The 13,701-nt window shown below is 75.2% G+C and carries 1 protein-coding gene; it reads left to right on the top strand.

Features of this window, described 5'->3' with window-relative positions:
* Window positions 1–5: 5 nt before the first annotated feature.
* Entirely contained in the window at window positions 6–13,673 is a 13,668-nt protein-coding gene (locus tag AC07DS_RS19560; RefSeq protein WP_479146903.1) for an SDR family NAD(P)-dependent oxidoreductase, read from the top strand.
* The last annotated feature ends 28 nt before the right edge of the window (window positions 13,674–13,701 follow it).

Genomic DNA, 13,701 nt, shown 5'->3' with positions numbered 1-13,701 from the left:
CCCAGATGCCTGCGAACGAGTCCCCGAAGCATGCCCCCGAGCCGTCCCTGACGACCTCCGAGGGAGTCCGGGCCTGGCTGGCATCGGCCGTCGCCGAGTCGGCCGGGACCGACCCGGCGGACGTCGACCCGCACCGGCCGCTCGCCGAGTTCGGCCTGGGATCACGCCAGTTGGTCACCCTGGCCGCCGAACTCGGCACCCTGACCGGCCGCACCCTGGAGCCGTCCCTCGTCTTCAACCACCCCACCATCGCCGCCGTCGCGCAGGCCGTCTTCGAACCGCAGCGGGCACAGACGCCGTTGCCGAGCACGGCCGTGGAGCGGACCGGTCCCGGCGACGACGTGGCGATCATCTCCATGGCCTGCCGCTTCCCCGGCGGCGCCGAGGACCCCGAGGCGCTGTGGCGGCTGCTGACCTCGGGCGAGGACGCCATCTCCGAGGTTCCGGCGGGCCGTTGGGACACCAACGGCCTGCACGACCCCGACCCCGAGGCCGCCGGCAAGGCCTACACCCTGCGCGGCGGCTTCCTCGACGGCGGCATCGACCGTTTCGACGCGGCCTTCTTCGGCATCTCGCCGCGCGAGGCCGCCGCCATGGATCCCCAGCAGCGGCTGCTCCTGCAGACCACCTGGGAGGCGATCGAACGCGCCGGAATGCTCCCGGAGTCCCTGAACGGCAGCTCCACCGGCGTCTATCTCGGCCTGTACGACAGCGGCTACCTCGCCACCGCCCCGCTCACCCGGCTCGACGGACACGTCGGCACCGGATCGGCGGCCAGCGTGGCCTCCGGACGCATCGCCTACACCCTCGGCCTGCAGGGCCCTGCGGTGACCGTCGACACCGCCTGCTCGTCCTCGCTGGTCGCCCTGCACCTGGCGGCGCGCGCCCTGGCGAGCGGCGAGTGCGATCTCGCCCTGGCCGGCGGGGCCACCCTGCTGGTCACCCCGCGCGGCCACGTCGAGTTCAGCAGGCTGCGCGGACTGTCCCCGTCCGGGCGGTGCAGCCCGTTCTCCGCCGACGCGGACGGCGTCGTGTGGGCCGAGGGCTGCGGGCTCGTCGTGCTCAAGCGGCTCGCGGACGCGCGCCGGGACGGCGACCGGATCCTGGCCGTCGTCAAGGGCTCGGCGATCAACCAGGACGGCCGCAGCCAGGGCCTCAGCGCCCCGAGCGGCCCGGCGCAGGAACGAGTGGTGCGCGCCGCCCTGGACGCCGCCGGGCTCACTGCGCACGACCTCGACCACGTCGAGGCCCACGGCACCGGCACCCGGCTCGGCGACCCCATCGAACTCCGCGCCCTGGCCAACGTGTTCGGACCCGGCCGGCCGGCCGACCGCCCCCTCGGCATCGGCTCCCTGAAGTCCAACATCGGCCACACCCAGGCGGCCGCGGGCATCGGCGGCGTCATCAAGACCGTCCTCGCCCTCGGTCACGAGCACCTGCCCGCCTCCCTGCACGCCGAGCCCCGCACCGACGGGATCGACTGGACCGGCAGCGGACTGCACGTGCAGAGCGCCGGACAGGACTGGCCGCGCACCGCGGACAGGGTGCGCCGGGCCGGGGTCAGCGCCTTCGGCATCAGCGGCACCAACGCCCACGTGGTCCTGGAGGAAGCACCGGAACCCGCCACCGCGGACACCCCCGCGCAGCAGGCCGCCCCCGCCCTCTTCCCGCTCTCCGCCCGCAGCCTCGCCGCCCTGCGCGGCCAGGCCGCCCGGCTGCTCGACGCCCTGGAGACACGCCCGGAGCCCGCGCTCCCCGAGGTCGCCGCGACCCTCGCCCACCACCGCACCCACTTCGACCACCGGGCCGTCGTCCGGGCCACCGACCGCACCCGGCTCGTCGACGCCCTGCGCGCGCTCGCCGACGGACACCCCGACCCCGACCACACCACCGGCCCGGAGCGGACCGCCCCCGCCGGCAAGCTGGCCTTCGTCTTCCCCGGCCAGGGCAGCCAGTGGGCCGGCATGGCTCGCGACCTGCTGGAGCGGGACCCCGTGTTCGCCGACGAACTCGACCGCTGCGACGCGGCGCTGCGCCCGTTCACCGAGTGGTCCGTGGCCGCGGTGCTGCGCGGCGATGCCGGCGCCCCGTCCCCGGACCGCGTGGACGTCGTCCAGCCCGCCCTGTTCGCCGTGATGGTCTCGCTGGCCGCCGTGTGGCGCGCCCGGGGCATCCGTCCGGACGCCGTGATCGGGCACAGCCAGGGCGAGGTCGCCGCGGCCTGTGTCGCCGGCGCACTCAGCCTCAACGACGCGGCCGCCGTCGTCGCCCTGCGCAGCCAGGCCCTGACCGACCTGTCCGGCACCGGCACCATGGCCGTCGTCGCGCTGCCCCACGACGAGGTCCGGGCCGAACTCGACGGGGCCGTGTCGGTCGCCGCCGTCAACAGCGGCCGGGCGACCGTGGTCGCGGGCGCCGTCGAAGCGGTGGAAGCGCTGCTCGCCCGCCTCGAAGCCCGCCAGGTGTTCGTCCGCCGTCTCGACGTCGACTACGCCTCCCACAGCGACCGGGTCGAACCGGTCCGCGACCGGATCCTCGACGAACTCGACGGTGTGACCACGTACCCGACGGACATCGCCTGGTACTCCACGGTCACCGCCGAACCGGTCACCGAGGAACTGGAGGCCGGGTACTGGTACACCAACCTCCGCGAGACCGTCCGCTTCGCGCCCACCGTCGAGCGCATGCTCGCCGACGGCTACCGCCACTTCGTGGAACTGAGCCCCCACCCGGCCCTGCTCACCGCGCTGCGCACCCTCGGCGAGGACACCGGCCACGACCTGACCGCGGTCGGCTCGCTGGGCCGCGACGAGGACGGCCCCGCCTGCCTGGACCGGGCAGCCGCCGAACTCCACGTCCACGGACGGCGGATCGACTGGCGCCGCCTGGTCCCCGACGGCGACACCGCCGACCTGCCCACCTACGCCTGGGACGCGCAGCGCCACTGGATCGAACCGGAGACCGCCGCCGACGGCCCCGCCCTGTTCGACCGGGCCGCGCATCCGCTCCTCGGCATCCAGCTCCAGTCCGCCGACGAGACCCGCTGGACCTTCCGCAACGAGTGGTCCCCGGCCACCGCCGACTGGCTGCCCGACCACACCGTGTTCGGCCGCACCGTGGTCTCCGGCACCACCCTGATGGAACTGTGCCGTGCCGCCCTCGCCGTGGCCCGCCCGGACGACGCGGCCGACGTCACCGACCTGCTCCTGCTCAGCCCCCTCGTCCTGCCCGGCACCGGCACGGTCGAGGTCTCCGTCGAGGTCGTCACCGCCGGTCCGGTGCCCGAGATCACCGTGCACAGCCGTCCGCGCGGCCAGGACGCCCCCGGCTGGACCCTGCACGCCACCGCCTCCGCGGCCGAGTCCGCCCCGCTCACCACGGGCCGCCCGCCGCACTGGCCCGACACCGCCGAAGAGGCCTGGACCGCGCAGACGTACGACCGTCTGGCCGGCCTCGGCCTCGGCTACGGGCCCGCCTTCCAGGGCGTACGCTCGGCGGTCACGACCGGTGACGGAGAACTCCTCGCCCGGCTCTCCCTGCCCGCCGGCGCCCGCGACGGGGCCGACCCGTACCCGGTGCACCCGGCTCTGCTGGACGCCGCTCTGCATGTCACCGCCGCCTTCGGGGCGGCCGACGGACGCGCCCTGCTCCCCGTCGCCGTGGGCCGCTGTGTCCTGCCGCACGGCGGCGCGGGCGACCTGACCGCACGAGTGCGGCGCACCGGCGGCGCCGACTCGGACCTCACCCTGGACGTCACGCTGTGGGACGCCGACGGCCTGCCCGCCGGACGCCTGGAGTCCGTGCGCCTGCGCGCCGCCGACCAGGCCGACCTCGACGCCGGTTCGGAAAACGCCCGGCACCTGTACGAGGTGGCCTGGACCGCCGTCACCGAGGAGCCGCCCGCCGCAGCGCCGGACCTCACCTGGACCGTGGCCGGCGATCCGGCAGACCCGAAGGCGCAGGCCGCTCTGCGGGGCCTCGCGCTGCGCGAGACGGGCGCCGACGTCGCCGTACGATTCTGGCCGCACCCCGGCGAAGCGGTGTCCGGTGCCCATGAGCTGGCGGCCACCGCGCTCGCCGAGCTGCAGCGCCTCATCGCGCTCCCCGAGGACCGGATGCCCGCCCGGACCGTCTGGGTGACCCGCGGCGCGATCGCCGCCGCCGACGGCGACCCGGTCGCCGGATACACCCAGTCGGTGCTGTGGGGGCTCGTCCGCAGCGCCCGGGCGGAACACCCGGACCTCGGGCTGACGTTGCTGGACCTCGACGACGGCGATCCGGAGGCTGCGCTCAGCGCTGCCGCAGGCCTTGCCGGGGCACCCGAACTCGCCCTTCGCGAAGGGGCGTTGCTCGTCCCCCGGTTGGTGCGCGCACGCCCCGACCGACACGAGCGGGGCTCGGCGGGACACCTCCCCACGGACGGGACCGTCCTGATCACCGGCGGTCTGGGTGCCGTCGGCCGGCACATCGCCCGTCTCTTCGCCCAACGCGGCGTTCCCCGGCTCCTGTTGACGGCGCGCCGGGGTGCCGATGATCCCCGCGCGGCCGAGACGGTCGCCGAACTGGCCACGCTCGGCGCCGCGGCCGAGGTCGTCGCCTGCGAGGTCACCGACCCGGCCGCCGTCGCCGACGTACTCGCCCGGGCGGGCCAGGATTCGCCCCTGCGCGGTGTCGTGCACTGCGCCGGCATCCTGGACGACGGGGTCGTCGCAGAGCTGACGCCAGAGCGGCTGGCGCGGGTACTGCGACCCAAGGTCGACGGAGCCCTCCACCTGCACCGGCTCACCGCCGACGCCCCGCTGGACCTGTTCCTGCTGGTGTCCTCGGCCGCCGGTGTCGTGGGCAACGCGGGCCAGGGCAACTACGCGGCCGCCAACGCCTTCCTCGACCAACTCGCCCACCACAGGCGGTCCCTGGGCCTGCCCGGCAGCTCGATCTCCTTCGGCGCCTGGGCCGGTGAGGGCCTCGCCGCGGCCCATGCCGACCTGGACCGCATGGCCCGGCTCGGCCACCGGGCGCTCACCCCGGAGCAGGGCCGCGACCTCGTCGCGCTGGCCCTGCGGCGCACCGCCCCGCACCTGGTGGCCTGGTCCCTCGACCTGTCCCGGCTGCGCCGGTCGGACGCAGGCGGCACCGCCCTGTGGCGCTCGCTGCTGCCCGCCTCGCGCGGCACCGGGGCAGACGCCCTCGCCGACCGCCTGGCCCGGCTGCCCGAGCCCGAGCGGGCCGAGCGCGTCCTTGCCCTGGTCCGTGACGAGGCATCCCGCGCCCTCGGCCTGCGCTCGGCCGAATCCGTGCGCCCCGACCAGCCGCTGCGCGACCTCGGCATGGACTCCGTCACCGCCGTCGAACTGCGCAACCGCATCGGGGCCCGGCTCGGCACCCGCCTGCCCGCCACCCTCCTGTTCGACCACCCCACCGCCGACCGGCTCGCCGAGTACCTGCTCACCACCGTGCTGGGGCGCGCCTCGGGCAAGGTCCGGGTACAGCGGGCCAGGACGACCTCGCCCGCCGGCGACGAACCGATCGCCATCGTCGCCATGGCCTGCCGGCTGCCCGGCTCGGTGAGCGACCCGGACGGCCTGTGGCGGCTGGTCGCCGAAGGCCGGGACGCCGTCGGCCCGTTCCCGGCCGGACGCTGGGACGTGGAGGCGCTCTACGACCCCGACCCGGACGCGCTCGGCAAGTCCTATGCCCGCGAAGGCGGCTTCCTGGACGACATCGAGTCCTTCGACGCGGGCTTCTTCGGCATCACCCCGAAGGAGGCCGCCGCCATGGACCCCCAGCAGCGGCTGCTGCTGGAGACGGCCTGGGAGGCACTGGAGCGCGCCGGAATCGTGCCCGCCCGGCTCGCCGGCAGCACCACCGGCGTGTACGTCGGCATGTTCGGCAGCGACTACCTGGCGGGCTCCCGCCTCGATCAGCTGGACGGCTACGTCGGCACCGGCTCGGCGCTCAGCGTCGCCTCCGGCCGGCTGGCCTATGCGCTCGGCCTGCACGGCCCGGCGCTGACCGTGGACACGGCCTGCTCGTCCTCCCTGGTCGCGACGCATCTGGCCGCCCAGGCCCTGCGCGCCGGGGAGTGTGACCTGGCCCTGGCCGGCGGGGTGACGCTCATGGTGACCCCGCAGACCTTCGTGGAGTTCAGCCGCCTGCGCGGCCTGTCCCCGACCGGCCGCTGCCGGTCCTTCTCCGACGACGCCGACGGCGCAATCTGGGCGGAGGGCGCGGGCATGCTCGTCCTCAAGCGACTGAGCGACGCCGAGCGGGACGGCGACGAGGTGCTCGCCGTGCTGCGCGGCACGGCCGTCAACCAGGACGGCCGCAGCCAGGGCCTGTCCGCGCCCAACGGCCCGGCCCAGGAACAGGTGCTCCGTCGCGCGCTCGAGCTGTCCGGGCTGGCACCCGCCGACCTCGACTACATCGAGGCCCACGGGACCGGGACCACCCTCGGCGACCCGATCGAGGCCAACGCCCTGGCCGAGGTCTTCGCGCGCTCCCGCCCCGAGGACCGCCCGCTGTACCTGGGGTCGCTGAAGTCCAACATCGGCCACGCGCAGGCCGCTTCGGGCGTGGCCGGGCTGATCAAGGTGGTGCAGTCGCTGCGCCACCAGACCCTGCCCCGCACCCTGCACGCCGGCACGCCGAGCCGGCACGTCGAGTGGGACGGCAGCGGCCTGAGCCTGCTGCAGGAACCGGTCGCCTGGCCGGCGACGGAGGAGCGGGTGCGCCGGGCCGGGGTCAGCGCCTTCGGCATCAGCGGCACCAACGCGCACGTCATCGTGGAGGAAGCCCCCGCCAGGTCGCTGCAGGAAGCCGAACTCCCCGAAGGGAAGAGGCTGTTCCTGCTCTCGGGACGCAGTGAGGCCGGTCTGCGCGGGCAGGCGGCGCGGCTCGCCCGGTACACCACCCCCGACACCTCCCTCCCGGACGTCGCCCACACCCTGGTTCGGCACCGCAGCCACTTCGAGTGGCGCACCGCGGTCGTCGCGGGCGACCGCGACGAACTCCTCTCCTCCCTCAAAGCGTTGGGCAGCGGACGCAAGCCCGTGCCCGCGCCCCGCCAGGACCAGACCGGCAAGGTCGCCTTCGTCTTCGCCGGACACGGCGGCCAATGGACCGGCATGGGTCTGGAGCTGCTGTCCCAGTCGGAGGCCTTCCGGGCGGAGCTGACCCGTATCGACGCCGCCGTCGAGCGGCAGGCCGGCTGGTCCGTGCTGAACGTGCTGCGCGCACCGGAGGAGTTCTCCCCGCTCGACCGCACCGAGTACCTCCAGCCGGTGCTGTTCGCCGTCAACGCCGCGCTGGCCGCCGCCTGGCGGGAACTCGGCGTCACCCCGGACGCGGTGGTCGGCCACAGCCTGGGCGAGATCGCCGCCGCGTACAGCGCGGGAGCCCTCACCCTGGACGACGCCGTGGCCGCCGTCACCGGGCGGGCCGCAGCAGTGGTCCCGCTCGTCGGGCAGGGCGGCATGCTCGCCGTGGAGCTGCCGCTCGCCGACGTCGAGGAGCTGCTCGAGCCCTACGCCGGCCGGCTGTTCGTCGGAGCCGTCAACGGTCCCGGTGCCACCGCCGTCTCCGGCGAGGCGGACGCGCTCACCGCACTGCGTCACCGGCTGGAGGAGCGGGGTGTCTTCGCGCGAGTCCTGTCGACGCCGTTCGCCTCGCACACCCCGCTCATGGAACCGCTGCGCGCGGAACTCCTCGAACGCTTCTCCGGCATCCGGGGCACCGGCACACCGACCCCGCTCTACTCGTCCGTGCTCGCCGAACCCGTCACCGGGGACGGCCTGGACGCCGCCTACTGGTTCGACAACCTGCGCCACCCGGTCCGCTTCGCCGACACCGTGCGCCGGATGCTCGACGACGGTTACCGCTACTTCGTGGAACTCAGCCCGCACCCCTCGCTCACCGCGGCGATCGAGGCCGTCGCCGCCGAGGCCGGGACCGACGCGGTGGGCATCGGCTCACTGCGCCGTGGCCGCGACGGGCAGGACGTACTGCTCGGCAGGCTGGGGGAGTTGTACGAGGCCGGACACACGCCCGACTGGACGGCGCTCTTCCCGCACGGCCGCCGCGCCGACCTGCCCACCTACGCCTTCGCCCGCGAACGCCACTGGCTCGCCCCCGTCCAGGCCACCTCCACCGGTGGCTCACCGCTGCTCGGCACCCACGTCCAGGCCAGCGACGAACCCGGCCGGGACCTCTTCCAGAGCGAGATCGACCTGAACGACAGCCGCTTCGCCTACCTGACCGACCATCAGGTCACGGGCGAGGTGTGGCTGCCGGGCGCCGCCTTCCTGGACCTGGTGCTGGAGGCCGCGAACACGCTCGCCGACGGCGACGAGGTGCGGCTGTCCGACGTTCGGTTCGTCCAGCCGCTGCGACTGGACGCCGACCGGCCCGTACGGGTGCAACTGGTGCTGCGGCCCGCGGAGGACGGCCACCGGGAGTTCTCCGTCGCCTCGGCCGCCGCCGGTGCGCGACGGCCGCGGTGGGAGCGGCACGTGACCGGGCGCATCGCCCTCACTGCGGAGCCGATCGCCGGGACTGCGGAGCCCGCGGAGGACGCGGGCGCGGAACTCGCCGCGCTGCGCGAACGCTGCACCGAGCGCGTCGACCTGCCCGCCGTCTACGCCGGACTCGCCGCCCTCGGCATCGACTACGGCCCCGCCTTCCGGGGCCTGTCCGAGGGCCACCGGGACGGCGGCACGACAGCGGTGGCGCGCCTGGCCGACCGGCCCGCAGCCGGTCACCTCCTGCACCCCGCCACGCTCGACGCCTCCTTCCACACGGCAGCGCTGCCCGCGGCCGCCCCGCAGGGCCGGGCGTTCGTGCCCGCCGGTGCCGGACACGTACGGTTCACCGGCCTGCGCACCGCACCCGCCTGGGTGAGCTGCGACCTGCGCGCTGTCGACGGCGACACCGCCCTCCTCGACCTGCGTCTGTGGGACGAGGACGGCCAACTCGTGCTGGCAGCCGACGAGTTCCGGCTCGCCGCGCTCTCCCCACTGGACGGCGCCCTCTTCGAGACCCGCTGGCAACCCCGTCCCGAGGCGCAGGAGCCGCCCGCGGAGGGCAGCTGGCTCGTCGTCGCCGACCGGACCGGAGCCGCCGACGAACTCACCGCCAGGCTGGCTGACCTGGCTCCGCACGTCGTCGTCCGCCCGGGCACCGCGTACGGCGTCGAAGGCCCCGGCCGCTACGTCCTCGACCCCGCGGACCCGGCCCAGTGGGCCCGGCTCCTGGACGAGGCCTTCGCGGACGCGCCGCCCGAGCGGGTGGTCCAGCTGTCCGCGCTCGACGCCCCGCCGGTCTCCGGCGACCGCGAAGCCGAGGAAGCCGCCCGGCTCTGCTGCCTGACCACCCTGCACCTGGTCCGGGCCCTCACCGGGCGCGATCGGTCCAAGGGCCGGACACCGCGTCTGTTCGTCGTCGTACGCGGCAGCCAGGCCGCGGGTGGCAGCACGGAGGTGACCCGGCCGGAGCAGGCCCTCGCCTGGGGCTTCGGACTCGCCGTGGCCCAGGAGCACCCGGAACTCGCCACCACGCTGGTCGACCTGCCCGCCGACGGCGGCGCCGACGCGCTGTGGACCCAGCTGTGGCACGCCGACGACGAGCGTCTCGTCGCGCTCCGCGGCACCGGCCGGCTCGTCCCGCGCCTGGCCCGTACCCGCCCCGACGAAGGCGGCCACCCCGAACTGCCGGACGGCGTGCACCTGATCACCGGTGGTCTGGGCGGCCTCGGCCGTGTCGTCGCCGAACGGCTGGTGCGCCGGGGTGCCCGGCGGCTCGCCCTGCTGAGCCGCGGCACGCCGGACACCGCTGCCACCGCCTGGATACAGGGCCTCGAACAGCGGGGCGTCACCGTGCACCTCGCCCGCGCCGACGTCGCCGACCGTGCCGGACTCGGCGCCGCCCTGGACGCGCTGCGCCGCGAGGCGGGCCCGGTCTCCACCGTGGTCCACGCCGCAGGTGTCCTGGACGACGCCACGCTGGCGAACCTCACCGAGGAGCGCGTGCGACGCGTCCTCGCGCCCAAGGTGCTCGGTACCGCCCTGCTCACCGAACTGGTCCCGGAGGCCGGGAACCTGGTCCTGTTCGCCTCGGCGGCCGGTCTGCTTGGCTCGGCCGGACAGAGCCCGTACTCGGCGGCGAACGCCTTCCTCGACGCCTGGGCACACCACCTCTCCGGCGCCGGCCGACGGGCGCTGAGCCTGGACTGGGGTGCCTGGGCGGGCGTCGGCATGGTCGCCGAGTCCGGCACCAGGGCCGCCGAGACCAGCCGCTCCGGCCTGGTCGCCTTCTCCCCGCAGGACGGCGGCGAACTCTTCGAGCGGGTGCTGGGCACCGCCCGCCGCCAGCTCGCCCCGATCGCCCTCGACTGGGAGCTGCTGGCCCTCGACCCGGACGCGGTACGCAGCCGCCCGCTGCTCGCCGACCTGGTGTCCGCCCCGGCCGGCGGCGCGGACACCGACGACCTGGTCGACAAGGTGTTCGCGGCCGCCCCCGGGCAGGAGCGCACCGAGTGGCTGGAAACCTATGTACGGGCCCGGGTCGGCGAGGTCTCCGGCGGCGCCGTGGACGTGTTCGCCACCACGGCGCTGAAGGAGCTGGGCCTGGACTCGCTGATGCTGGTCCGGCTGCGCAACGCGTTCGCCCGCGAGCTGGGCGTCGAACTCCCGGCCGCCGACGTGTTCTCCGCCGCCGACGTCCGCGGCCTCGCCCGCACCCTCGGCGCGGCCCTGCCCGAACGCGCCGCCCCCGCCGAGCGCGCCGCCCCCGCAGAGGGAACCGGCAGCTCGCCCGCGCGGGACGTGCCCGAGACCGAACTGCGGCCCGCGACCAGGGATGTCGTACGACTCCTGCGCAGTGCCCAGCCGGACATGCCCGACGCGGCCCACGGCGTCGGCCTGGCCGTACGGCTCAGGACGCCGACCACGCAGGAAGCCCTCAGCGGCATCCTGGACCGGCTCGCCGCCCGCCACGCAGCCCTGCGCACCGCCGTCGTGACCGGCGACGAGGGCGGCCGGCAGCTGCGGGTGGACCGTCGGCCGCCCACGCCGCTGCTGCGGTGGACCGAGACCACGGAGGCCGACGCCGCCGAGCGGCTGCGGCTGCTCCTGGAGCCGCCGTTCGACCTGGCCGTCCCGCCGCTGTGGCGGTTCGAACTCGCCGACGGCGGCCCGCAGGGCCAGATCCTCGTCTTCGGCGCCCATCACGCGGTCAGCGACCTGCAGTCCCTGCTCCTCGTGGCCGCCGAGATCGACGCCGAACTCTCCGGCACCCCGCTCGACGGCACCGTCACCAACCGGGACATCGACCTGCTGATCGAGGCCCAGCAGGGCGGCGGCGACGGCCCCGGCGACGACTGGCGCGCGGCCTTCCAGGGCAGCGAACGACTCGACCTGACCCTGGCCCGGCCGCGCCCGGAGACCCGCTCCTACCGGTCCGGCAGCGTCACCGTGACCGTCCCGGACGGTCTCGTGGAGCGGATCTCGGCCGCCGCGAGCGCTCTGGCCGTCACGCCCGCCGCGTTCTGCCTCGGCACCCTCACCGTGCTGCTGGCCAGGAAGCGGGAACGGGAGCGGTTCGCGCTCGCCGTGCCCGTGGACACCCGTATCCACGCAGACGCGTACGGCGCGGTGGGCTTCTTCGGTGTCCCCGTGCCCTTCCCCGCCCAGGCGGCGGCCGGGGAGCGGGTCGCGGACGTGCTGGTCCGCACCGACGAGCGCCTGCAGCGGATCCTGGCGAAGGGCGCCATGTTCTCCGACGTCCTCGCCACGCTCGCCCGGCAGGGCCTGCACCGCGCCAACGCACCGCTCGTCGAGGTGTACTTCAACTACGTACGCTTCTCGGGCCGGTTGACCAGCCTCGAAGTGCTGCCCGCCGGCGTCGGCCACACCGACCTCGATCTGATGATCACCATGACCCCGGACGCGGGCACCGTCCGTCTCGACCACAATCTCGACATCCTGGACGCGGACACCGCGACCGAACTCGGCGAGGAGTTCCTGGAGTTGCTCGCGGAGACGGCCGAGGACGCGACCGTGGCCGTACGCGAGAGCACGACGGCCGTTCAGCGGACGGCGGTCGAGGGACCGCGTCTCGCCCTCGCCGCCACCTTCGCCCTCGGCAACCTGTCCCTGATGTGCGAGGCGGCGCTGGAGGAGGAGAGGGCGACGGTCGCCGAGGCCCCGTACCACCAGGTGCTCGCCGCCCTCCAGGACCCCTCTGGCGTCCTCGCCGACCCGGCCACCACGGTGGGCGTAGTCCTGCTGCGGGCCGCCGACCTGGAGCGGTTCGGAGCGGTGGACGACACGGTCCTCGCCGAACTGCGCGGCGCCTACCCGGCCGCGCTGAAGTCCCTCGCCGAGCGCACCCGCAGGCCGCTGGTCGTCGGTGTCCTGCCGACCGCCGGGGCCGATGACCGCCTCCTCGACTGGGAGCGCGGGATCGCCGCCGACCTGGCCGGACTGCCCGGCATCGCGGTGCTCGGCCCCGACGAGTGGACCCGGCACCACACCGTCGAGGACCGCTTCGACCAGCGCACCGAGCGTCTCGCCCACCTGCCCTTCACCCCGGCCTTCCAGGCAGCCGTGGCGCTGCGTCTGGCCGAGGTGGTCAGGGCCGTACGGCGCCCCGCGCCCAAGGTGATCGCCGTCGACGGCGACGAGACCCTGTGGGGCGGAGTGGCGGGCGAGGCCGGCCCCGAGGCGGTGGACCTCACCGGCTCCCGCGCGCGGCTGGCCCGCAGGCTGCTGCGGTGGCGGGAGGCCGGCGCGCTGCTGGCGCTGGTCAGCAACAACGACGAGGCGACGGTCCGGGCAGTCCTGGACCGCCCCGACAGCCTGCTGAAGGCCGAGCACTTCAGCGTGGTCTCCGCCGCCTGGAACCCCAAGCCCGACCGCCTCGCCGAGGCCGCCCGCACCCTCAACCTCGGCCTGGACAGCTTCCTGTTCCTGGACGACAACCCGGCCGAGATCGCCAGGATGCGCGCGATGCACCCGCAGGTGCTGTCCGTGACGTGCCCGCCGGCCGACGGACTCGACGCGTTCCTGGACCGGTTGTGGCCGCTCGTCCCGGTCGCGGCGACCGCCGAGGACGCCCTGCGGGCCCGGTTCTACGCCCAGGAGCGTGAGCGGGACGCCGTCCGTGAGGGCGCCGGGTTCGAGGAGTTCCTCGCCCAGCTGAACCTCGAGGTCGACATCCGCGAGCTGGCCGACGCCGACGTCGAGCGGGGCGAGCAACTCGTCCGCCGCACCAACCAGTTCACCCTGCGGGCCCGGTCCGCCGACGGCGGCGACCTCGCCCGGTGGCGGGAACGGGGTGAGGTGTGGACGGCGGCGGCCCGGGACCGGTTCGGCGACTACGGCCAGATCGCGCTGCTCGCGGTCCGCGCCGACGGCGACCAGCTCGACGTGCTCGCCTGGCTGATGAGCTGCCGCGCCCTCGGCCGGGGCGTCGAGGAACGGCTGCTCGGCCGGCTCGCCGACCGGGCCGAACAGCTGGGCTGCGCGAAGGTCCGGTTCACCGCGGAGCGCACCCCGCGCAACGCCCCCGCCCGCCGGCTGCTCGCCGCGCTCGGCGGCGGTGACCCGGACGACGAGCGGCTGGACGTCGTGACCACCCCCGACCACCTGCGGGCCTTCCGCTCCTGGGAGCAGCAGTGAGGAACAAGACCGAGCACAATGCGAAGGG

It is taken from the genome of Streptomyces sp. NPDC044064, from assembly GCF_056434245.1.
This window is presented reverse-complemented; position numbering and strand designations above follow the sequence as displayed.

What these genes read in the sequence shown, in the direction of transcription:
- AC07DS_RS19560 (WP_479146903.1), top strand. Translation starts at nt 6, where the DNA reads ATGCCTGCGAACGAGTCCCCGAAGCATGCCCCCGAGCCGTCCCTGACG.